This window comes from Labrys monachus, assembly GCF_030814655.1.
Taxonomy (GTDB): domain Bacteria; phylum Pseudomonadota; class Alphaproteobacteria; order Rhizobiales; family Labraceae; genus Labrys; species Labrys monacha.
On record NZ_JAUSVK010000001.1, the window covers coordinates 3789530 to 3811859 of the forward strand.

Below are 22330 nucleotides of genomic sequence, written 5' to 3' on the forward strand. Positions count from 1 at the left end.
GGTTCTTCAGGGCGACATGAAGCGGGATTATCGGCGCTGGTACAGTCCGCGCCTGCATCGGGACATGGAACTCCTGATCTTCGGCCATGCCGGAGCGAAGGTGCTCATGTTCCCGACGCGGGAGGGGCGCTTCTGGGAATATGAGAAGCTCGACATCGTCACGAGCCTCGCCGGCAAGGTCGGCGCCGGGCATTTGCAGCTCTATTGCATCGAGGGACTGGCGCAGGAGACCTTCTATGCTTCCGGCCGCCATCCGGCCGACCGCATCCGCCGGCACGCCGCCTTCGAGGACTATATCCTCAACGAGGTGCTGCCGCTGATGGCCCAGACCAACCCCCACGATTGCACGATGGCGATGGGCTGCAGCCTCGGTGCATTCCAGGCCGCCAGCCTCGTCTTCCGGCATCCGCATCTGTTCCGCAAGCTCGTCGCCTTTTCCGGCCGCTACGATCTGACGACGCAGGTGGAATGCTTCGGCGACCTGTTCGACGGCTATTACAGCGACGACGTCTATTTCCACACCCCGACGCATTTCCTGCCCGGCCTCGACTGCGCATGGCGGCTGAGCGAGTTGCGCCGGCTCGACATCGTCTTCGTCATCGGAAAGGCCGACCCTTTCCTCGACAACAACCGCCATCTCAGCCGTCTCCTCGATGAGAAGGGCATCCGCCATCAGCTGCATTTCTGGGACGGACGCGCCCATCGCGCCGGAGCATGGCGAAGAATGGCCACCTTGTATGTCTGAAATTGAGGCCGAAGGCGGCACCGACCTTGCCTTTCGTGTCAGACATGATCGGGAAATCCAGCTTGTTCTCGCTGATGGACCCGCAGCCGCTGGTCGCCACCCGCAGCGTGTGCGCTCCATGTCGCAGTGGGGCACCACACGCCGCGGTCAAAACCGACGATCAGCGATCCCTTTGACACAAATTGCCTCCATCGGGAGGATGGCGAGCAAATCGCCCGCCGCCGGGACAAGCCGCACGGATCCCAAGCCGATCCGTGCGGCCTCCTCCGCTCGCCGGCGTTACCTGGCCAGCAGGCGCAGCAGAACGATGTTCTTGCTGTGGTCCTTGTCTTCGGTGCTGCCGGCGACGACGATCAGTTTGGAGCCGTCGATCACCAGGCCGCTGGCCACGTCGTCGCCGGCGCCCAGCGAGATGCCGAACACGCCGTCCGGCGTACCGTCATTGTTGCCGTCCGCGCCGAAGCTCTTGTCCAGTTGGCCGCTGGCCAGATAACGGGCAACAGCGATATTCTTGCTGCCACCGTCGGTGTGGTAGCCGGCGACGACGATCTTGCCGTCGGGCTGGAGGCCCAGCGAAGTGGCGGCATCGTCGCCCTTGCCGAGATCGAGGCTGACGAAACCGTCCGGCGTGCCGTCATTGCCGCCATCCGCGCCGAAGGTGGTGTCCAGTCTGCCGTTGTGCAGGAAGCGGGCGAGCACGAAGTTCGAACTGCCATCCTTGCCGACAGCGGTGCCGGCGATCACGACGCGGCCCTTCCCGTCCAGCGCCACGGCGCGGGCCACCTCATTGCCGTCGCCCAGCGATTCGCTGACCACGCCGTCCGGCGTGCCGTCACTGCCGCCATCCGCGCCGAAGCTCTTGTCCAGCTTGCCGTCCTTGTCGAAGCGCGCGACGATGATGTTGTCGCTGCCCTTTTCCTTGTGCGAGCCGGCCACGACGATCTTGCCGTCACCGTCGATGACCATGCCATTGGCCACATCGTCGCCGGCGCCGAGGTCGAGGCTGACGAAACCGTCCGGCGTGCCGTCACTGCCGCCATCGGCACCGAAGCTCTTGTCCGGGGTGCCGTTCTTGTTGAAGCGCTCCACGACGATGTTGGAGCTGTCGCCCTTCACCGTGTCGCCCGCCACGACGATCTTGCCATCGGGTTCCAGCGCGACGCTGCGGGCGATGTCGTCGCCCTCGCCCAGCGAGACGTTGACGACGCCGTCGGGCGCGCCATCGGCATTGCCGTCGGCGCCGAAGCTCTTGTCGAGGCTGCCATTCTTGTCGAAGCGCGCCACGAAGATGTTCTTGCTCTTGCCGTCCTGGTGATAGCCCGCCACGACGATCTTGCTGTCGGGCTGCACAGCGACGGCCGTCGCCACGTCGTCGCCTTCGCCCAGCGAGACGTCCACCACCCCGTCCGGCGTGCCGTCGGCGTTGCCATCCGCCCCGAAACTCTTGTCGAGCGTGCCGTCGCGATCGTAGCGCGCCACGACGAAATCGAGCGAGCCCTTGGCGAAATGGCTGCCGACGATCACGAGCTTGTCGCCCGGCGCGCGGGCCACGGCGTTGGCGACGTCATCGCCGCTTCCCAGCGAGGTGGAAACCACGCCGTCGGGCGTGCCGTCGCCATTGCCGTCGGCGCCGAAGGTCTTGTCCAGCGAGCCGGCCCCCGCGGCAAAGGCAGCCGGCGTGGCAGCCGCCAGCACCAATGTGGAAATACCCGCCAGAAGATATTTGCGTGCATGCCTGCGCGCGCAGAACGAAATATTCACAGTCTTATCCCCCAAACGCATGTCGTGAAGGGCGCGAATACCCTTCGCCATGCGGCCGGCAACTTATTTTAGGATATGACAGCAACGCTACAGCAAAATATCCTGTTGCCGTGACTAAAATATACGTCCGTATACGCGACACAAAGACAGTCGTGGGCATAAACGACTGTAAGCCAGCGCTCTGCCTCCAGTGTGCGACTCCTTCATCCAGTAAATCCGGCCGTCTTTCCCTCGACGCGGAAGCGTCGTGCCCGCCGCCTTCCGGACAGAAGGCGCCCCGCCACAAGCTGCCATGCGCATTCGGGAACGTCAGGGATGACGATATTCCAGCCGAACCACGGCCCGTCCGCCATCCACCCTCAAAATTGTCTTTTCTTGCAATAGAGGCGGCACAGTAGAGGGCTGTTTCTACAGAGTACTCCCGCAGGGTGGAAGGGACATCTTGCTCCAAGTCATATCTGTCGAAGCGGAAAACGTAATACCTATCGCGGCTTCCCGGTCGTCGATGGTTCGAACTTACCGTTCCACCAATGTTCGGGGGTATTTTCGATTCCCCATCGAGCAATGGCCCTATGATGTGTATAATGAATACATTTCCTGTCAAATCAACATGTTACCACGGTTTTTTCCTAAATATTCCGGAGGCTTCGGCGGGCATGGATCGATATGGTATTGGAAAATACGGCCGGGAGCTTGTCTTCCAGACAGAGCACACTTAAATCTTACTTCTGTCTTCCAAAGGCATGTAAATTTACGCACAACTAGCACCATGAACGATTTGGCCATCGGTGAAAAGATCAGGACCTGGCGCAAGTCGAACGGCATCAAGCAAAACGTGATGGCCGGCGCGCTCGGCGTTTCGCAAGCCACCGTGTCGCGGTGGGAATGCGGCCTCGACATCCCCTCGATCGAGATATCCCACCGGATAACCGACCTCATCGCGACCCAGATCCGCGACGAGCTCGCCATCAAGAGCCGCTTCATCGAGAGACTGTCGTCGGTCCAGGCGATATTCGACCTGGACGGGATTTGCCTCGAGGCGACATCGCAGGGATGCGCCCAGGCATGGCCGCTGTTTTCGAGGCTCGCCGGGCGCTTCCTCGAGCCCCGGATGATCGGCGAGACCCGCATCGCGATCGATGATGCCGATACCAGAAAGGGGATCATCAAGGGTGATATCGCGATGATCGTCGGCGTCAGCACCCGGCATCTCGATTCGGAGATCGATTCGGCGTTCAAGCACCGCTGGATCTCGCGTTTCTGGTTTCATGGCTATCGCGTGCTGGCCACCCTGGCCTACGAACCCTGCGATGAGGCTACCCCGGTCGGGATCGAGGAGATCTTCCGTCTGGACGACGTCTGCAAACGCTGACGCGCTTCGAGTTCGCAGCCGTCGACCAGGCCTGCGCGATATCAGCGGCGGAGCGCACGCTCGTGATAGGCGACGCCTTCGTTGGTCATGGTGACGGACCGCGTCGTCCGTTCGGCGAGCTTGGTGCCGAGATGCGTCTCGAGATCCTGCAGGAGCTTGCCGACCGAGGACCTGGCAGGTTCATCGAGTCCGCCGCCTTGGCGAACGAGCCTGCCTCGGCGACGCGAACGAAGGTACGTATGGCGAGAATCCGATCCAACGGAGGGCCTGCTTCACTTGGGAAGGCAGGGCATCCTGCCTGAGGCGAAAGACGGCAGCTATGCACGTTCTTGCCCCGTAATGCCTATTTTGCGCCTCGATAGAGGGCTGTCGTAGAAAGGGGTTCATCTTTCTAGATCAGAGGGGCCCGAAATACCTCCGCCAGCCAGTCAATGAAGACACGGATCCGCGAGGACAGATGGCGGCTCTGCGGATAGAGCACGGACACCGGCATCGGCGGGGGCGGAAAGGCCTCGAGGACCGGAACGAGCTGTCCGGCTGCGATCTGATGCGCCACGCGATAGCGCGGGACCTGTATCAGCCCCAATCCGGCGACGCCCGCGGCGGTGTAGATTTCGGCGCCTCGGACGACGACGTCGTGGGGCAGCGGGATCTCCCATTCCCGACCGTCCCTCCCGAACTCCATCGGATAGGGCAGCCCGGTCGCGGAGGCGGTGTAGGCGACCATCCGATGGCCATCGAGATCGTCCGGCGCCGAGGGGACGCCGTGGCGATCGAGATAAGCGGGGCTCGCCGCGGTGATCTGCTCGAACATGGTGAGGCGGCGGCCGATCAGAGAGGAGTCGGAGAGATCGCCCGCACGGACGACGCAATCGACGCCCTCGGTGACGAGGTCGACCATGCGGTCGCCCTCGCTGAGGCTCAACGAGATCCCGGGATAACGGGCCATGAACCCGGGCAGCGCGGGCAGCACGAAGAACCGCGCGATGGTTCCCTGCATGTCCACCCGAAGCGGCCCCCTGGGCTCGGCATTCCCGAATATGCTCTCCACCTCGTCGAGGTCCGCGAGGAGCCGAATGCAGCGTTGGTGGTAGAGCGAGCCGTCGAGCGTCGGCCGCACGTTCCGGGTTGTCCGTTCGAGCAGCCGGACGCCGAGATCCGCCTCCAGGCGCTGGATCGCATGGGTGGCGGTCGGGCGCGGAATCTGGAGATCCCGCGCGGCCTGAGCGAAGCTCCCGCGCTCGACGATCCTGACGAAGAGCCGCATGACGTCGATGCGATCCATTATCGTCCCTTAGCGGATTGTTATGTTTTTGGAAACGGTGATGTTAAGATCGACCTTCTATCCCTGAGTTTCAAAACGGCTACCTTTCTCCTTGAAGCGCGTTCCGAGCGCCGATGGCCAGCCTGCGGAGCGCCGGAGCGTCCGGTCGCCGCTTCCATCAACCAGCAGGAGTGAAGATCATGCCGTTTGCCAATTTCAAGGTTCCCGAGGCCGCGCTGAGCCGCGCCCAGAAAGAGGAGATCGTCCACCGGACCACGGCAATGCTGGTCGAGTATTTCTCCGAGGCCGCTCGCCCGCACACCATGGTTCTGATCGAGGAGATCAAGGACGGCGGCTATGCCCGCGCCGACGAGGTGTTCGTGATCCCCACGGACTATCGCGCGAAGGATTGAAGCCGGCTGCAGACAGCCGACTTGACGCGCCCATCGGCGGCGCAACACCACAGTAAAGGAAAAACGACAATGACCACATCCACGAACAGGGTCGCGATCGTCACCGGCGCGTCTCGCGGCATCGGCGCCGCCCTCGCCCGGCGGCTGGCGAGCGATGGCCTCTCGGTCGTCGTCAACTATGCCGGCAGCGCTGATGCGGCCGCCAGGCTGGTCGACGAGATCGAAAAGGCGGGCGGGAGAGCCATATCCTGCCAGGCCGACGTCAGTGACCCGCTGGCGGTAAAGCGCCTGTTCGATTCCGCCGAAGCGGCCTATGGCGGGGTCGACGTGCTGGTGAACAACGCCGGCATCATGAAGCTGGGCCCCCTCGCCCAGTTCGATGACGCGAGCTTCGACCAGAGCATCGCGATCAACCTCAAGGGTACGTTCAACGGGCTCCGCGAGGCGGCGAAACGGTTGCGCGACGGCGGCCGTATCGTGAACTTCTCCACGAGCGTCGTGGGTTTGTACCAGCCGACCTACGGCGTCTATGCGGCCACCAAGGCCGCGGTCGAAGCCCTGACGCATATCCTCGCCAAAGAGTTGGGATCCCGGGGGATCACCGTCAACGCGGTCGCGCCCGGGCCTGTCGCCACCGAACTCTTCCTGGAGGGCAAGGACCAGGCCGTGCTCGATCGCATCAGGCAGATGAACCCGCTCGGTCGCCTCGGCGAGGTCGACGACATCGCGCGTGTCGTTTCGGTGCTGGTCGGGCCGGACAGCGGCTGGATCAACGGCCAGATCATACGCGCCAATGGTGGCGTGATCTGAGCGGCACAATCGTGAAGCAGACAGCCGTCGCCATGATGAGTCTCCCTTCAGCATTCGGACGTGGTTGAGCGGGGGTCTGGAGGGTCAGCCGGCTTCGCGGTCCGGCGCTGGCCCAGAAGGGTCAGGCCGAACAGGACGAGATCGGCGAGCGTGAGGCCGAAGCCGGCGCTGATGGCGAGCCTGCCCGTCCAGGCGCCGAAGGCATTGGCAGCGTTCAGTGAGATGAGGTTCATCGCGCACATCAGGCTCCGCGCTTCCGGCGCGAAGCCGGTCAGGCGCACCTGAATGGTCGAGATCGCCACCATCATCGCCGCGCCGACGCCGAACAGGCCCGGCAACAGCAGCCAGATGTTGGTGCCACCCGCGGCGAGGGCCACCGTCACGACCAGCGCGCACCGCACCGAACCGAGCCCCCGGCTTGGCCATCTTTCTTCTGGCTCTCTGGGGCTTGGCCTCGGGCCTCGCCGCTCCCGCCAACACCGCCGTTCAGGCGAGCCGGGCCGGCTCGGACGCCGGCTTCATATTGGCGTCCTCGGAATCGATGAACAACGGCGCACTGCTCGTGCTGGCGCCGATCGTCGCGAGTTGGGTCGGACGGGGCGACACCGTCAGCACGGCCATCCTGCTCGGCGCCTGTACGCTAGCAGGGCTCGGCATCAATCTCATCGATCGGCAGTCCCGACCGAAAGCCCTCCCCTGCGAGGCGGGTTAGGCGATGATCGCTTCGTGTGCCGTGCGGGCCTTTCAGAACGGCGATGCGAACCCGCTATTCGATCCCCGCGCTTGACCGCGTAGGACACTTGCCCTAGACATCTCTAGGATAAACGTCCTACGGCGCGTTTCACGGCTCTGTCCCCCGCGCCACGATCGTGGAGGCCGGATATGGGCGCGAACGAAACACGCCAACAGATCGTGGATGTCGCCGATCGGCTCTTTTATGAGCACGGGTTCGAAGCGACCTCCTTTGCCGACATCGCCAAGGATGTCGGGCTGTCGCGTGGCAATTTCTATTACCATTTCAAGACAAAAGACGAGATTCTCGACGCCGTGATCGCGCAACGGGCTGCAAACACCCGCGCCATGCTGGACGTGTGGGATCAAGACGCGGAGTCTCCGGCTGACCGTATCCGCAGCTTCGTCCACATGCTCATCGCCAACCAGACGAGTATCATGGCGCATGGTTGTCCGGTCGGCACGCTCTGCAACGAATTGGCGAAGCTCGATCATGCGGCCAAGGATGATGCCGCCGGTCTGTTTTCCCTGTTCCGCGACTGGCTCGCCCAGCAATTCGCCGCGCTCGGGCGCGAAGCGGATGCCGATGCGCTGGCCCTCCACATCCTGATGCGCAGCCAGGGCGTCGCGGCGCTCGCCACCGCTTTCCACGACGAGGATTTCATCCGCCGCGAGGTGGAGGACATGGAGGCATGGCTGCATGCCGAATGCCCGGCCGCCTCAATACCCCATTCCCGCCAACCCGCCTGATGGAGCAGCCATGTTTGTCATCACCCTTCGTTTCACCGACAAGATCAAGGCTCCGCAATTCATGGACGGGCACAATGCTTGGATCAAACGCGGCTTCGACGACGGCGTGTTCCTCCTGGTCGGCAGCCTTCAGCCAAATGCCGGCGGCGTGATCCTTGCGCATGATGCCTCGCCTGAGGAGATCGAGGCTCGGGTGCAGGATGATCCCTTCGTCGCCGGGGGCGTGGTCAGCGCCGAGATCCTCGCCATCGCGCCGAGCCGCGCCGATGAACGGCTCGCCTTCCTGAAAGCCTGAGTCACGAGCGCGACCGTTCCTGGCCCGGACGGCCGCCTGCGCGGCGCCGCCCGAATTTTCGCTTATCACGACACCGCATGGGTTTTCCGGTCGATGACGATCGCCGCCTGTTCGGGAAGCTATGCCTCGAAGGATGGTACTTGGCCACGGACAGCGTCTGGATCAGCGTCGCGAGCGGGATGCGGTCTTTCAACAGAGCACTCTGCTGATCAATCAACTCCCGACCGCTATGCGCTCGTCGCCGCATTGCGCCTGCGATCCCGCTCAGCGCTCGGCGATCGAACGCGGCTGGAACGGCCCAGCCCTGTTGACTTGCGCCGGTCCAGCATTCCATGTCCTCCTTCAGGCCACCGGAGGAATCTCCGCCTCCCGTGCCAAGGCAGATCGGACGGACGCCCGCGCGCCGATCCGTTGCATGTAGCGCGCTGTCGCCGGCCAACGGTCGAGGTCGATCGAAAAGCCTTTCATCCAGCCGAGCACGGTGAAGAGATCGGCGTCGGCGACCGTGAAGCCGTCCCCCGCCAGATAATCCCGAGATGCGAGGTTTACCTCGATGAAGGCGAGGCGCCGGAACAGCCGATCCCGGAAGATTGCCTGCACATCCTCCGGCAAGGCTCGATTGAATAGCGGGCTCGATCCGGCATGGACCTCGCTGGTGATGAAGTTGAGCCATTCCTGGAGCCGGACCCGTGCCAGCGTACCGGCGGCCGAAGCCAATCCCGCTTCCGGCTTCAGGTCGGCCAGATACTGAACGATGGCCGGCCCTTCGGTAAGGACCTCGCCGGTCTCGAGTTCGAGCGCCGCGACATAGCCCTTCGGATTGATGGCGAGGAAGTCCTCTCCCGCGGATGTGCGTTTCGTCCGATTGTTCACGCGGACGAGTTCGTAGGGCAATCCGAGCTCCTGAAGCACGATGTGCGGCGAGAGCGAACAGGTGTCGGGGGCGAAATAGAGCTTCATCGTTGGGGCCTCGCTGAGGGGGGTAGATCGCCACCCCACATTGGCAGGTCTCGTGATATAATAAAAATTACTCCCATATTTTCTTGGTATAAGCTCGCCTACTATGAACCTGACCCAACTCCAGAGCCTGATCGCCGTCGCCGATGCCGGCAGCTTCACCGCAGCCGCGGACAAGCTTGGCGTCACCCAATCGGGAATGAGCCAGGCCCTGGCGGCGCTCGAAGAGAGCCTGGGAGTGAAACTGCTTGTCCGCCAGCCGCGGGGTGTCGAGTTGACCGCGTTCGGAGAGCGTGCGCTCGACCATGCGCGTACGGCGCTCTCGCATCTGGAGGCGATCGAAAGGGAGGCGATGGCACTGATCGGCGAGGAGACCGGCGCCATCCGTCTGGCGGGGTTCCCGAGCGTCTTCGCCACTGTCCTTCCGCCCTTGCTTCGGCGTTTTCGCACGCTCCATCCGGGCATCGGCCTCGTGCCGCTCGAAACCGACGACATAGAAGTGGAGGCTTGGCTCGCGGCGGGATCGATCGACCTCGGCGTCGTTCTCAACCCGTCTTCGGCCAGAAAAGCCGTTCCACTCGGACGGGATGCCTGGGTTCCGATCCTGCCGGCGGCGCATCCCCTGTCACGGCGTAATTCGGTCTCGTTGGCCGAACTGGCAGCCGCGCCCTTCGTTCTCGCCACCGGCGGGTGCCATACGAACGCCCGCTCGCTTGCCGACGCGGCTGGATTGACGCTCCAGAACGTTGAGATCGAGGTGCGCGACTGGGCGAGCGCGATTGCCCTGGTTCGGGAAGGTGCGGGTGTCAGTCTCGTGCCGGAATCCACTTTGCCGGAACAGCACCGCGGCTTGCGGGTTTCGAAGCTCGCTTCACCGTTGCATCGCGAGTTCGGGCTCGTCGCTTCGCCGGTGCGGCCGCTCTCCCGGGCCGGTCGCCTGTTCGTCGAGGTGGCACGTCGCTCGACTGTGCCGGACTTGGCATAGCGCAAGACGCGCGGGCGAACCGGCTGCCGGTCTCCACCCTCATGCTGCACCATCGACATCTCCCCTCCTCCCGAAGGTGAAGAAGCTGAGTGTGGCGAGCCCCCAGACACCGATGGCGCCGTAGAGCATCACATCTCCGAAACCGCCGGCGAGTGCAGCAGGACCGAGCGCCTTCGACGCTCCCTGGGCAGCCTGATCGAGGGCGGCGACATTTCCGGCCGCGATCTGTTTGGCGACGTGCCGAAGCTGCGTGGCGTCGAACGATCCTGACGCCGCACTCAGGCGCTTCAGAACGCCGTCGACCAAAACAAAGCCCATCAGCGCAATGTTGATGGCGAGCGAGATCATCCGGGCACTCATGTCGATACCGGAGGCCATGCCGGCTCTGTCGCTCGACACCGATCCGGTCGTGGTGTTGGTGACCGGCGTGTTGGTCGCCCCGAGGCCGATCCCGGCCAACAGCGCGCCGATCAACGTCGTCGGCAAGGCCGCCGGACCACCGCCTGCTCCGATCTTCATGATGAAAAAGCCGAGACCGATCGCGAACAGTCCCGCCGGAATGACGGTGCCGGCGCCAAGGCGCAGCGAAAGGCGTTCGGCAAAGGGCGGGACGACCAGCGTCGGCAGGGTATAGGCGAGAAGTGCAAGGCCTACGGTCAGCCCGTCGAGACCGAGCCCCGCCTGAAACCAGATCGGCAGATAGATCATGAACGGCCAGAAGCTGAAATTCATGCCCATCGAGCCGAAAAGAGCCCCGGAAAAGGGCCGGATTCGGAACACCGAGAAATCAAACATCGGGTGCGGCGTGATCTGCTCGACAATGACGAAGGCGATGAGGCTGAGGGCGGCTGTAGCGACGATCGCCAGCGCGATCGGGCTGGTGAAACCGAGTTCGCTGCCCTGAGTAATGACGTAGGCGAGGCAAAAGACGGCCAGTGACAGGGTCGCGATGCCGCCGAGATCCAGGTGCCGAGCGGCTGGATCCTTCGATTCCCGAACACCGCGCCAAGCCAGGATGACGGTCAGCACAGCGATGAAACCGTGGGTCAGAAACACCCAGGCCCAACCCATCAGGGCGGCGATCCCGCTGCCGATCACCGGACCGAAGCCGAGACCGAACCCGGTAACGATGCCCCACCAGCCGAAAGCCCGGGCTCGATCGGCCGCCGTGCTGAACTGATGCGAGAGCACTGCGATCCCACAAATCAGCATGGCGCCGCCGCCCGCGCCCTGGAGCGCGCGCCCGGCGATGAGGATCATCATGGTGGGGGCAAGGCCGCACAGGACGGACGTGCCGCCGAACGCAACGATGGCGACGATGAGAAGACGCTTGCGCCCGAAGCGATCCGCCAGTGTGCCGGCAGCCATGAGGACCGTCGCCACGGCGATGGTGTAGGCGTTCATCGTCCACTGGAGCTCTTGAAAATCGGCGTGAAGGACTGTCTCCAGCGTCGGCAGGATCGCCGGAACGCTTGATATTTCGAAGCCGAACATCAGAGCCGACAAGCAGATGGCGGCCAAGGCAAGGTTACCTTGCCGCGAGGAAGCAAAGGACATGATCAGGCCTTTCAGCGCCGAGGTTACTCGGCGTCCCGCGCGCGGCCGTTCACCCCCAACGGCTGAAGCCGGGGTGGCACGGCAGTCTTGCGAGCGACTGTTGTTGATGGACCTGATCGTAGGCGAAACTTGACGATATAAGAATGATATGGCTGAGTATTTCAGAGACAACAAATCTGGATGATCAAAATGGCATCCCTCGATGTCGAGTCGGTCCAGGCTTTCGTGGCCATCGCCGACCTTCAGAGTTTCACGCGAGCGTCGGAAGCCCTCGGCACCACGCAGGGGGCGATCAGCGTCAAGCTGCGACGCCTGGAAGAGCGGATCGGCCAGCGGCTGATCGAACGCACGCCGCGCCACGTCCGGCTTTCCGCACATGGCGTCGTCTTTCTCGACCGGGCTCGCGATTTTCTTGCCGCGCACGAAGCCGCGCTGTCGGCGCTCGCTTCCACGACCCCGCGCCGCTTCGGGCTCGGCATCGCCGCGCATGTGGCCGGACCGGAACTTCCGACCCTTCTGGCGCAACTCAACGCGCATGATCCGGGCCTGCGCATCGAGGTCCGCCTGGAAAATTCGCGCACGCTGCTCGACGCCTTCGATCGCGGAGAGCTGGATGCCTGTATCATTCGACGCGAAGACGACCGGCGCGACGGCGAGGTTCTCGGCCCGGAACATTTCGGATGGTTCGCCGCGCCGAATTTCGAGCATCGGCAGGGCGAACCGCTGCGGTTGGCGGCCCTGTCGCCCTCCTGCGGCGTGCGCGATATCGCGACCCGCGCCCTCGACGAGGCAGGCATCGCCTGGACGGAAGTGTTCCTGGGTGGTGGCTCGTCGGCCGTCGCGGCAGCCGTCTCCGCCGGATTCGCCATGGCCGTCTTTTCCTGTCGACTTGCCCCGCCTGGCACCGTCGAAGTCGGCGAGCGTTTCAGGCTACCGCGTCTGCCCTCGTCCGAGATCGTGCTGCACTCGACGCTCACCGATCCCAAATCGCGTGCCGCATTGCGCACGCTCGCCGCCGCCTTTCGGGAGCATCGCGCGATGGCCGGATAGAGGGCGCGCGGCAGACACCCGTAGCCGGCTGCCATTTTCGGACAGCCTTGCCGGCTTCCCTCGGCCATGTCGGCCTCCATTCGATGTCACCATCCGATCGAGGACGAGGAGGCGTTCGACCGAAGCAATCGAGCGGCGGTCAGGCCCTACACGGTCTGTTGCGGGCCGGGCTTGACCTTGACCGCATCTCGGCGGCGGCCAGCGTTACCGAAGCTCGTCCAGAGGGGAAGATCGAAGGCAGACGCGATAAGAGGTCCACCAAACGGCACGCCTATGCCGTTGTCGGATTCCCTATGCTCGCAAGCTCAGGCGCTGCGAATTCATCTCAATGACCCTTGCCGTTGACCGCTGCGTATCGGTGGCTTTTCAATCTATAAGCGACAAGGCCGTCTCGAGCGCATGCTCGATAGCCCGATCGGAATCGTCACCATCGGGCATGGCGCGTGCGATTCCGATTGCACCAACCATCATGGCGACAATGCTCCAGGCACGTCGCTCACGATCCGCCTCAGCGCCACCAAGTACCGTCGACACCTTCCGGATGAGTTCCGTCATCTTGAGCTGATAGGTCTCCCGAACCGCGGGACTGGCTCGTGCCACGTCGGCGCTCAAAGTTGGCATAACGCAGCCGATGGCGGGATTCTCGCGGTGATAGGCGCTGATGTACTCATGGAGCCACTGTCTGAGAAGCGCACGCCGCTCAGCCACGCTCCCCATAGAATCGATGAAGGACTTTCCCAGACAAGCCTCGATGACGCCCTCCAGGAGCGCCTCCTTGTTCGGGAAATTCGAGTAGAACGCGCCCGACGTCACGCCAGCGGCAGCCGCAAGACCGTCAACACCGATCCCATTAAATCCATTGACCCTGAGTGCCCGCGCTCCAGCTTGCAGGATTGCTTCCCTGGCCTTCGCTTTTTGGCCTGGCGGATATCTCATTCCCAATCTCCGGATCGGCCGCTATCGACCTTGAATTATAAAATCACGTTCGTTATATAACGATCGTTATTCAATTCCGCCAGTGCTCGATAGCCGATCGCGCGGTTCAATCGAAAGGAACGAAGTGATGAGTTTTGAAAATGCGCCAACCAAAGCGATCGATGTGGACGGCACGTCCTTCGTGTATCGAGAAATCGGCGAGAAGAGCGACGTGCCGGTCATCTTCCTTCATCACCTGACCGCGGTGCTCGACGATTGGGACCCCAGAGTGGTCGATGGCGTCGCGGCTGAGCACCAGGTCATCATATTCGACAACCGGGGCGTGGGCGGGTCTGGCGGCGCGACGCCTACCTCGGTCGAGGAGATGGCCCGCGATGCGGTAGCCTTCATCCGTGCACTTGGACTGAGCAAGGTTGATCTACTGGGTTTCTCGCTCGGCGGGTTTGTCGCTCAGGTCATCGCGCAGGAGCAGCCTGACCTCATTCGTAAGGTCATCATCGCCGGTTCGGGTCCTGCCGGCGGTGAAGGCCTCTCGAATATGGGCGCCGTTCTGCAGGACGCCCTTGCCAAGGCTGGCGCCTCGGGCAAACACCCCAAGCACTTTCTGTTCTTCTCTCAAACCGACAATGGTCAAGTCGCAGCCAGTGCCTTTCTCGCTCGCCTGAACGAACGCGAGGGCGATCGCGATGCTGCCATCAGCAATGAGACCATTGGCGCGCAGCTCACCGCCATTCATGCCTGGGGACAGGGAGATCCGTCCAAGCTGAGCGAGATTCATCATCCCGTTCTCGTTGCCAACGGCGACGATGACGTGATGGCGCCGACGATCAATTCGTTCGAACTGGCGCGTAGACTCCCGAATGCGCAGCTCAGCATTTTTCCGGACGCCAGCCACGGCGGTATTTTCCAGTACCACCCCGTGTTCGTTCAGCAGGCTCTCGACTTCCTTCGCTGATGGCTCCGGCCGAGGCGGCAGGTCTATCCGCCTCCTCAGTCGATCGCCGGCAAGCCTCCATCGCGAGACCGCCCTTCGATCAGTTCCGAGAAGACGACGTCCCGGCCTCGCAAGTTCGCCACCGCCTCCGCGATGACCTGACGCACGACGCTGAATTCATCCGGCCAATCCCGCTTCCGTCCGACAGTTTCCAAGAGGAGCCAAACCATGCCTACCGTTGAAGTGACATCCAAGCTGATTACCATCGAACACATCAGAATAAGCTCCAAGCGTTCCTTCGCCGACGTTCGGGCCTCCATCGAGGCCGACCTTCCCAAGCTTGATCCAAATATCAGGGTCATGCTCAGTCGCGGCGATCAGGACAGCATCAAGGAATATGAAGATCACGGTCCCAAGCTCTTCATGTTTCTGGATCGCGATCATGGTGAACTCCTGGCGATCGCCGGGCAGAAGCGCAACGCGGTCCAATACGAGATCGGAAACCCGATCACGGCCTCAACGATGACCCGACATAGTCTGGGCGCTGCGCTCTATGCTCCGCTCCGCGTTGCGCTCTTTGAAACCGAAGGCGGAGAAGTCGTGTTCGAATACGACAAACCTTCCACCTTCTTCGGTCAATTTGGAGACGAGCGCGTTACCGAGGTCGGCCGCTACCTCGATCGAGAACTGGAAGCCGCACTCGTCAAAGCGGCTGGCTGACTGCAGCGGGCGCGCTCTTCATGCCTGGAGCGCGCCTGGTTGCCGCATCGCCCGCTTGATGCGCCCACTATTGCTGCTGGCTCCTGGCCTCGCTTGGCGCGTAACCGAAATGGGCCTTGAACGCACGGCTGAACGCCGCGTCCGAAGCGTAACCACTGCGATAGGCCGCTTCCGTAACTTTCAGTCCACCGCTGCGGAGCAGGTCGGCGGCTATCGTCAGACGCCATCGCGACAGATAGCGTAGAGGCGGCTCGCCGACGGCAGCGGTGAACCGTTCGGCAAAAATGGAGCGGGACATTCTCGCGACCTCGGCGAGCGACTGTACCGTCCACCGCCGGAAGGGATCGGCGTGCATGGCGCTCAGGACGCGTCCGATCCGTTCCTCACCTAACCCTCCGAGCCAGCCCATGCGGTTGGCCTCGCTCGCTGCCCAACTGCGCAGGGTTCGAATGACCAGGAGGTCGATAAGGCGGGAGATCATGAGGGAGGAGCCCGGGTTCGGCTGCTGCGCCTCGGCAACCAGGAAACGCGATATCGCTGCGAGCCAGGGCGGCGCACCACCATCGCCCCGAGGTATATGGATCAAGGGCGGAAGCGCGGACATGACCGCGGGAAGCGGGCTTCCCTCGAAGCTGAAAAATCCTCCGACCAATTGCGTAACCGGCCCCCCTCCCCCGTGCCGCAACACCAGCTCGTCCCGATCGAAATGGTCCGCCGCGACGACGCCGATATTTTCAGCCGGAGAGCTCAAGGCATCGGCGATCACATGGCCCTTTCCCAACGGCAACAAGACAAGATCGCCCTCGTCAACCCGAGTTGGGCTCTCGCCGACTGGCGTTACCCAGGCCTCTCCTGTCTCGATGAAATGAAAGTGGGAGGGTCCGGGCTGAAATTGGAGCCCCCACGGCTCACCGAGAAACGCCGTGTAGACCATTTCGCCGCGTAGACGGATCAGCGTCAGCACCTCGGACAGCACGTCGTTTCGCGCTGCGGACATTCCAAAATCTCGCGTCATTCCGGACGATCCATCATATATTCCGGAGATCACGGCATGTCCCGATCTCCTCATTTCGACTAGTTTTTGTTCATCGGATTTCTCCGAAATTACCATAAAAAACACGAAGGAACAATGAAATGACCTCCGAAAGCTCTGTATCGAACTCGGCCTCGTACATCTCCAACGTGGCTGCAGAAAAGCCGCCCATCATCCTCGTTCATGGCGCCTTTGCGAGCGGTCTCGTTTGGGGGCATGTCGCAGCCAAGCTCCAGGCCGCCGGCCACGAGGTCCTAACGATCGATCTGCCGGGCCGGCCGGCAAATCCGATGGCCCCTGACAAGGTCAGCCTCGATATGTATCGCGATACGGTGCTCGGCGCTCTGAGCAACACCAGTCGTCCCGCGATCGTGGTCGGCCACAGCTTCGCCGGCATCGTCATCGCTGCTGTCGCCGAGCAGGCACCGGAGAAGGTCAAGACACTGGTCTTCGTCGCCGCCTACCTGCCCCATGATGGCGCTTCGCTCCTGTCGTTGGCCCAGCAGGATCACGACGCCAAGATCGGCCCGCACTTGCAGATCGACAAGGAGAAGGGCATCGCGGTCGTCGAATATTCGGCGCGCGCCGAACTCTTCGCCAATGACGGTCCGGCGCCTCTGAAGGCGAAGCTCCCGGACCTCATCCTTGATGAGCCCGTGGCGCCATTGGTGACTCCCGTGCATGTCACCGATACTCGCTTCGGCCAGGTCGACAAGGTCTACGTCCACACCAGCGTCGATCAGGTCATCAGCCCTGCCTTCCAGGCCAAGATGGTCGGCAGCACGCCGGTGCGGAATTCGGTCACCCTCCTGACCGGCCACCTCCCGTTCCTCACCGATCCCGACGGCCTCGCCAAGGCGATCGAGGGCGCGGCCGAATAAAACGCAAACGGGCCTCTTTTGCCTCCCTGCCCTTGCCAACCCCGGCGTCTCGTGACGCCGGGATTACGGCCTTCAATCATCTCCTCCCGACACTATTGGCTGGATATGCCGAAGGCGAGGCAGCCAGCGCGTGCTGTTCGATTCCGGCGAGGATGCGCAGGCCAAAACCGAGTTCGCGGCACTGCCCCACCGCCGGTGATGCTTTGGGATCGCCCGGAACGACCAACAACCATCGGCTGCCATCATGACGGCAAGCCGGCATGAACGTCAGCTTGGTCGAGATCAGTCGGCGGCTACCGCTTCCAGAACGTCCGCCTGCCTTCGGCCGCCGTCGGAGCGGTGAACTGCCCGGTAACGACCGGGCGACAGGCCGTGATGTCGAAGGAACACCTTCGAAAATGCGGCCGTGGTCTCGTAGCCGACACGGGTCGCAATTCGTGCAATGCCGTCGTCGCTTGATTCGAGTAGAAACGCAGCCTCCTCCATCCGCCGGGCGAGCAGATAGCGGTACATGGATTGGCCGACGAGCTTGGTGAAGCGGGCCGAAAAGGCCGAGCGACCCAGCCCCACGCGTTGCCCGAGGTCATCAAGGGTCCAGGGCCGATCCGGTCGTTCATGGATCAACTGAAGCGCCGGTCCGATGTGAGGGTCCGCCATCGCCCCAAGCCACCCGCCTTCTCCGGGACCGAGTGACTTGATCCAGCTTCGCAACACCTCGACGAAGAGCACTTCCGTCAGTCGCGAAAGCGCGACGCCTTGGCCGGGACGCTCACGCGCCGACTCGGTCACCATGCGTCGCAGAATCGCCTCGAGCCATTCGCCGTCCTCCGTCGGCTTCAGGAGAAGCAAAGGCGGAAGTAATTCCAACACGCTACCGCGCGAGGGCCGCGCCACAGTGAACTTGCCGCAGATCATCGTCGAGTACGGCTCCGCGTCGCCGCCGTGATGGACGACGCCAAGATGCGCGGGCGATCGATCGAGGTCGAGAACCGAGAATGGCTTCGTCCGACGATCCGAATAAAACTCATGGGGCTCGCCGCGTGAGATGACGACAAAGTCGCCCGCGGTCATATGGAGTTCTCGTCCCTGTTCGAGTGCGAGGGTCGCCGAGCCGCGACTGAGATAGTGGAACAGGGCGTACGGGCGTTGTGGCAACGCCAGACGCCAGGGATCGCCGAGCTCGAAGTGGAAGAGCAGAGTCCCGCCGAGGCGAACACGATCGATGACTTCGGCGAGAATGTCCATAGCGGTAATGCTAACCCCGCGGACGATCGGACACAATACTTGGACGATTGAACTCTACCGTCCAGGAAATTTTCATATTAGGTCCTGCCGAGCGCGCGGATGCATCGTGCGGTCATCCCTTTTCGAAGCAGCAGATGAAAGAACGGCGACCTTGCTGAAGCGCCTGCCCATCGCCCGCCCCCGCGCCGTCCTTCATCCCAACAGGAGCTATCAATGCGAAATCTTCTCCTTTCCACCGCCGCCGTCCTCATGGCCGGAGCGGCATTTGCCGCTCCCGCCCAGTCGGCTGAGCTGCCCAAGGGGGCGGCTCGCAATGTTGTGCTGGTCCATGGCGCTTTCGTCGACCAGACGAGTTGGAAGCCCGTCGCCGACATCCTGACGAAGAAGGGCTACAACGTCACGCTCGTCGAAAATCCCCTCACCTCCCTTGCCGCGGACGTCGATGCCACCAAGCAGGCGCTGGCGAAGCAGAACGGCAAGACCGTCCTCGTCGGCCACTCCTGGGGCGGCGTGGTCATCACGCAAGCCGGTGACGATCCCAAGGTCTCGGCACTCGTCTACGTCTCCGCATTCGCGCCTGACGTGGGACAATCCCTGGCGACCCTCGCCAAGAGCGGCCCGGCAACCGAAGGCAGCGCGGCGATTCACCCTGACGACAAAGGCAACCTCTACATCGATCCCAAGGTGTTTCCTTCGGCGGTCGCAGCCGACCTTCCCCCGCAGATCGCCGAATCCCTGGCAAACCATCAGCTTCCGTTGAACCACACGGCGTTCGAGGCACCGGTCGATACGGCCGCTTGGCACGACAAGCCGACGTTCTACGTGATCAGCACCAAGGACAAGGTGATCGCACCCGAGGCCCAGAAGTTTTTCGCCGCCGAGATGAAGGCCCGGACGACGGAAGTCGCCGGCAGCCATGCGTCGCTCGTCGTTCATGCGAAAGAAGTCGCCGCGGTGATTGAAAGGGCCTCGCTCGCAAAGTGACCTACCGCTCCCGGCACTTTCGTGCCGGGAGCGCCTACGCCTGCTCAAAGGAATACTGAACGCATCGGACAGCGAACAGTGCGGACCCAGCCAAGACCGCAGAAGCGGCAGCGACGTCCTTGAGGATGGTCTCGGCAGCTGCGCCACACCGGTTCCCGCCATTCGATTATTTCATGCCGAGCATCCGGAGGATGACATGACCGAACTCGATATCACGAGCCAGGACGCCCGCCCTGTTTCAGCACCGCGAGATGTGCGTCAGCCACGTCCAGACCGTCCTGGAAGCATAACCGACGGCTGCATGATCCCTGGCGCGTTCCGACACGATCGGACGCCCTTTAATCCATGAGAGTTGTTGCGGAGGACAAAATGACAATAGAGAAAATGGAGGTCTATCCAAATTGCACCCGCAATCGAGCATTGCCTCTGCAAACCGGCCGGGAGGTGCCGCGCTCGGATTCGATGTGGCGTACAGCAGACATCACACCGCCACGCCCTGCACGGCTGCGGCGAGGGGAGTAAGCGCCTGCATGGCGTCTTCACCGGGGCGAAGCGCAGCCACAGCCAGATTCTCTTCAAGACGCTTGCGTTTGCGTGTGCCCGGAATGGGCACGCAAGCCACCCGCATATCGGCCGCGCCTATGCCGCACCGCTCTATCGCATCGCGCTGACTGCTTTTCTGCCGCTTCTCTACGGAGCACCCATGCCATCGGCTGACGATCCGAAAGCCTTCCGCACCTATATCGCCGATCACATGGACTTCATGGGGCCGCAGAAAAATGCCGAGGAAGCCCTCCTCACTGCGACGCGGCCACCGGCCGAACACGGCGCGCGTCGTCCCGGCCGACCAGCGCCCTAGTCGTTTGACTCGGCATCCGGCTCCGCAATCAGCTCTCCGGCCAGTTCCGATAGCCAAGGCGAGACGTCGTCGATCCGCACCGCATTGGCGTGGACTACGTAATAATCTCCGACGGTCCGACACGTCTCCACTACAAAACAGGTTGCCAGATCAAGGCCGACACTCACGATCGCATCGAGGATTGAGCGAGCAAACCATGCCTTTTCTCGCCGGCCGGTTTGACGCTTGAGCTTTTAGCCCATCGAAGCATCTTGGGGTCGACTGGCCTGACGGACAGATCGGTCGCGCGACTGAAAGGTGGCGCCTCGAGCGCTTGAATTGCGATCACCGGACTGGGATCGTTAGGTCCGGCAGGCAGCCGATCTGCCGAGTTCTGGCTGTCGCGTTCGGCTTCGGCTCGGCGGCTTGACGCAGGCTGCGATACTGGGCGGCGGCAACCGCCCATCGCATCATTCGACGCTCGACGGCCACAGGGGACTCTCGCTTCAATTGCCCCTCTAGTCGCCAGGAACGGACCTCAGGAGAAGACGAAAGCCGAGGTGCTCATTGCGGTCGGACGGCGGGTACCCGTACCGCATGGTGGTCCGACAGGCGAGGCGCCCGGGGTTGCCCCAGCTGCTGCCACGATCGACCCGCCACGAGCCGCTCTTGGGAGGCGAGAAGTCTCTCTGGATGGTACGCGGGAAGCCCGCCTCGTCCCACCAGTCCTCGCACCAATTGAAGACGTTCCCCGCCATGTCGAGCGCGCCGTAAGGCGACACTCCCGTCGGAAAGCTCCCCACGGGTGAGGTGTAAGGGAATCCGTCGTTATGATCCAAATCACGACCACCAAAGGCCGCCATGTGCTCGTCTAGCGTCTTCCCATTGCCCATCATGATTTTATCCCCCGGACACGAGGCGTCCAAGTAGTTCGCCTTCGTAGGGTCCCAGGCGTTCCCCCACGGGTACTTCCGGCCATCGGTGCCTCGTGCCGCCTTCTCCCATTCGGCTTCGCTCGGCAACACGAGCCCGGCCCATGCGCAATAGGCCTTCGCGTCATCCCACGAGACCATGATCACCGGGTGTGGATCCCTGTCCCCAACCAGCTCGTCGTCGAAGTAGGCCTTCTCGGGCTCGGCTCTGCCTGTCGCGGTACAAAACACGCTGAATTGCCCACGCGTCACGTCATTGCGGCCAATCCAATACGAACGCTCGACGGGGTGGATGTGCTTCGGCTTCTCCCAGTCGGGCGCATCCGAATCGTCCGCTCCCATGACGAAGTCGCCCGCCGGCACCGCGACCATCTCCATGTCGGAGCCGTCCGGTAACCGGAACAGGTAGAGTGGCGCCTGCCTCCCATTCGCCGCAGGCACGTCTCGGTCCGCGAGCCGGAGACCCCCGGGCAGCTTCAGTGAGAACGGTTCCCAACTAGGCATGACATCTTCCTTGATCTTCTTGGCTTTCCGTCGCCGCGCTTCAGATTCTCTAGGCAGAGCGGATACTATCATGTACTCAGTTCACATAGTCGAATCGATTGATTCAATACCAATATATATTAAGTACCGTTTCAGCGCTCTTTATGGCGTCGTGTCAGCAACTCCCGACCGGCGATGCCGTAAGCGCCTTGCCACGCGACAAGCCCATCTCCGACGCCGCCACGCGCCTCTTTCGCGAGCACGGCTTCGACCGTGAACGGTGGACGAGATCGCGGATGCGGCAGATGTCGGACGGATGACCGTGTTCAATCATTTCCCCCGCAAAGAGGACATGTTCTTCGATCGCAACGAGGAGGGGATGGAGCTGCTGCGCGAAGCCTTGCGGGAGCGGGATCACCGCGTCGCTCCGATCGAGGCGCTGCGTCTGCTTGCTCATCGGTTGGTTTCCGAACAGAGCCGCTTTGTTGAATTCTCTGCGACGACTCAGAGCTTCAAAGAGACAATCGAGCCCAGCGAGACCCTTAACAGGCTGCGTAGCTGGCATGCAGGGTGGTGCGCCCGTCAATGGCAGAGAGTTGGCTCGGTTTGTTTGGACAGCTTAGCCCTGCCGGATAAGTGGATTTCAGCCCGTA

General features: G+C 62.7%; 23 protein-coding genes and 2 pseudogenes. 14 read left to right on the forward strand and 11 right to left on the reverse strand.

Annotation, left to right across the window (positions count from 1 at the left end; genetic code table 11):
- The first annotated feature begins 16 nt into the window (after positions 1–16).
- A complete protein-coding gene (locus J3R73_RS17235; protein WP_307429331.1) occupies positions 17–745 on the forward strand; it encodes an esterase family protein in 729 nt (242 codons plus the stop codon).
- A 279-nt stretch (positions 746–1024) separates the two neighbouring features.
- On the opposite strand, the gene J3R73_RS17240 is transcribed toward J3R73_RS17235, so the two are convergent.
- Positions 1025–2506, reverse strand: a complete 1482-nt coding sequence (locus J3R73_RS17240) for an NHL repeat-containing protein (RefSeq protein WP_307429334.1) — start codon at positions 2504–2506, stop codon at positions 1025–1027.
- A gap of 769 nt (positions 2507–3275) precedes the next feature.
- On the opposite strand from J3R73_RS17240, the gene J3R73_RS17245 reads away from it, so the two are divergent.
- Positions 3276–3878, forward strand: a complete 603-nt coding sequence (locus J3R73_RS17245) for a helix-turn-helix domain-containing protein (protein WP_307437444.1) — start codon at positions 3276–3278, stop codon at positions 3876–3878.
- A 47-nt stretch (positions 3879–3925) separates the two neighbouring features.
- Here J3R73_RS17245 and J3R73_RS17250 read toward each other — a convergent pair.
- Together J3R73_RS17250 and J3R73_RS17255 are read right to left on the reverse strand one after the other, a co-directional pair.
- Positions 3926–4137 (reverse strand): annotated as a pseudogene (locus tag J3R73_RS17250) (LysR family transcriptional regulator); the annotation flags it as partial.
- Between the two features lie 132 nt (positions 4138–4269).
- On the reverse strand, positions 4270–5163 hold the full coding sequence (locus J3R73_RS17255) for a LysR family transcriptional regulator (RefSeq protein WP_307429336.1): 894 nt from the start codon (positions 5161–5163) through the stop codon (positions 4270–4272).
- Between the two features lie 179 nt (positions 5164–5342).
- On the opposite strand from J3R73_RS17255, the gene J3R73_RS17260 reads away from it, so the two are divergent.
- Positions 5343–5555 (forward strand): tautomerase family protein, encoded by a 213-nt coding sequence (locus J3R73_RS17260; RefSeq protein WP_307429338.1) that lies wholly within the window; start codon positions 5343–5345, stop codon positions 5553–5555.
- Positions 5556–5624: 69 nt separating this feature from the next.
- Complete coding sequence (locus J3R73_RS17265; protein WP_307429341.1) at positions 5625–6365, forward strand: SDR family oxidoreductase; 741 nt, start codon at positions 5625–5627, stop codon at positions 6363–6365.
- Positions 6366–6412: 47 nt separating this feature from the next.
- Here the strand turns inward: J3R73_RS17265 and J3R73_RS17270 are convergent, their stop codons facing one another.
- Positions 6413–6748, reverse strand: a complete 336-nt coding sequence (locus J3R73_RS17270; protein ID WP_307429344.1) for an MFS transporter — start codon at positions 6746–6748, stop codon at positions 6413–6415.
- A gap of 35 nt (positions 6749–6783) precedes the next feature.
- On the opposite strand from J3R73_RS17270, the gene J3R73_RS17275 reads away from it, so the two are divergent.
- The 3 genes from J3R73_RS17275 to J3R73_RS17285 all read left to right on the forward strand — a co-directional run bounded on the left by J3R73_RS17275 (position 6784) and on the right by J3R73_RS17285 (position 8142).
- Positions 6784–7077: a hypothetical protein gene (locus J3R73_RS17275; RefSeq protein WP_307429347.1), complete on the forward strand. Its 294-nt coding sequence runs from the start codon at positions 6784–6786 to the stop codon at positions 7075–7077.
- 170 nt (positions 7078–7247) lie between these two features.
- Entirely contained in the window at positions 7248–7847 is a 600-nt protein-coding gene (locus J3R73_RS17280) for a TetR/AcrR family transcriptional regulator (protein WP_307429350.1), read from the forward strand.
- A gap of 10 nt (positions 7848–7857) precedes the next feature.
- The gene (locus J3R73_RS17285; RefSeq protein WP_307429353.1) at positions 7858–8142 is read left to right on the forward strand and encodes a YciI family protein; all 285 of its coding nucleotides are present in this window, start codon (positions 7858–7860) and stop codon (positions 8140–8142) included.
- Positions 8143–8484: 342 nt separating this feature from the next.
- Here the strand turns inward: J3R73_RS17285 and gstA are convergent, their stop codons facing one another.
- Complete coding sequence (gene gstA, locus J3R73_RS17290; protein WP_307429356.1) at positions 8485–9102, reverse strand: glutathione transferase GstA; 618 nt, start codon at positions 9100–9102, stop codon at positions 8485–8487.
- A 103-nt stretch (positions 9103–9205) separates the two neighbouring features.
- Between gstA and J3R73_RS17295 the strand changes: the two genes are divergently transcribed.
- Positions 9206–10084, forward strand: coding sequence for a LysR family transcriptional regulator (locus J3R73_RS17295; protein WP_307429358.1), 879 nt, complete (start codon positions 9206–9208; stop codon positions 10082–10084).
- 39 nt (positions 10085–10123) lie between these two features.
- Here J3R73_RS17295 and J3R73_RS17300 read toward each other — a convergent pair whose 3' ends face one another.
- Positions 10124–11641 (reverse strand): MFS transporter, encoded by a 1518-nt coding sequence (locus J3R73_RS17300; RefSeq protein ID WP_307429361.1) that lies wholly within the window; start codon positions 11639–11641, stop codon positions 10124–10126.
- A 189-nt stretch (positions 11642–11830) separates the two neighbouring features.
- On the opposite strand from J3R73_RS17300, the gene J3R73_RS17305 reads away from it, so the two are divergent.
- Entirely contained in the window at positions 11831–12691 is an 861-nt protein-coding gene (locus J3R73_RS17305) for a LysR family transcriptional regulator (protein ID WP_307429364.1), read from the forward strand.
- A 366-nt stretch (positions 12692–13057) separates the two neighbouring features.
- On the opposite strand, the gene J3R73_RS17310 is transcribed toward J3R73_RS17305, so the two are convergent.
- Positions 13058–13627, reverse strand: coding sequence for a TetR/AcrR family transcriptional regulator (locus J3R73_RS17310; RefSeq protein WP_307429366.1), 570 nt, complete (start codon positions 13625–13627; stop codon positions 13058–13060).
- Between the two features lie 127 nt (positions 13628–13754).
- Between J3R73_RS17310 and J3R73_RS17315 the strand changes: the two genes are divergently transcribed.
- Positions 13755–14582: an alpha/beta fold hydrolase gene (locus J3R73_RS17315; protein WP_307429369.1), complete on the forward strand. Its 828-nt coding sequence runs from the start codon at positions 13755–13757 to the stop codon at positions 14580–14582.
- A gap of 207 nt (positions 14583–14789) precedes the next feature.
- A complete protein-coding gene (locus J3R73_RS17320; RefSeq protein ID WP_307429372.1) occupies positions 14790–15281 on the forward strand; it encodes a DUF302 domain-containing protein in 492 nt (163 codons plus the stop codon).
- Positions 15282–15348: 67 nt separating this feature from the next.
- On the opposite strand, the gene J3R73_RS17325 is transcribed toward J3R73_RS17320, so the two are convergent.
- Positions 15349–16278, reverse strand: a complete 930-nt coding sequence (locus J3R73_RS17325) for an AraC family transcriptional regulator (protein ID WP_307429375.1) — start codon at positions 16276–16278, stop codon at positions 15349–15351.
- A gap of 137 nt (positions 16279–16415) precedes the next feature.
- Here J3R73_RS17325 and J3R73_RS17330 point away from each other — a divergent pair, with 137 nt between their 5' ends.
- Positions 16416–17195 (forward strand): alpha/beta fold hydrolase, encoded by a 780-nt coding sequence (locus tag J3R73_RS17330; protein WP_307429378.1) that lies wholly within the window; start codon positions 16416–16418, stop codon positions 17193–17195.
- Positions 17196–17477: 282 nt separating this feature from the next.
- Here the strand turns inward: J3R73_RS17330 and J3R73_RS17335 are convergent, their stop codons facing one another.
- The gene (locus J3R73_RS17335; RefSeq protein WP_307429381.1) at positions 17478–18440 is read right to left on the reverse strand and encodes an AraC family transcriptional regulator; all 963 of its coding nucleotides are present in this window, start codon (positions 18438–18440) and stop codon (positions 17478–17480) included.
- Positions 18441–18653: 213 nt separating this feature from the next.
- Between J3R73_RS17335 and J3R73_RS17340 the strand changes: the two genes are divergently transcribed.
- A complete protein-coding gene (locus tag J3R73_RS17340; RefSeq protein WP_307429384.1) occupies positions 18654–19424 on the forward strand; it encodes an alpha/beta fold hydrolase in 771 nt (256 codons plus the stop codon).
- Positions 19425–19905: 481 nt separating this feature from the next.
- Here the strand turns inward: J3R73_RS17340 and J3R73_RS17345 are convergent, their stop codons facing one another.
- Together J3R73_RS17345 and J3R73_RS17350 are read right to left on the reverse strand one after the other, a co-directional pair.
- Complete coding sequence (locus J3R73_RS17345) at positions 19906–20250, reverse strand: hypothetical protein (protein WP_307429387.1); 345 nt, start codon at positions 20248–20250, stop codon at positions 19906–19908.
- A 530-nt stretch (positions 20251–20780) separates the two neighbouring features.
- Entirely contained in the window at positions 20781–21572 is a 792-nt protein-coding gene (locus J3R73_RS17350; protein ID WP_307429390.1) for a formylglycine-generating enzyme family protein, read from the reverse strand.
- A 277-nt stretch (positions 21573–21849) separates the two neighbouring features.
- On the opposite strand from J3R73_RS17350, the pseudogene J3R73_RS17355 reads away from it, so the two are divergent.
- Positions 21850–22221, forward strand: a pseudogene (locus J3R73_RS17355) (TetR/AcrR family transcriptional regulator); the annotation flags it as partial.
- Positions 22222–22330: the final 109 nt, after the last annotated feature.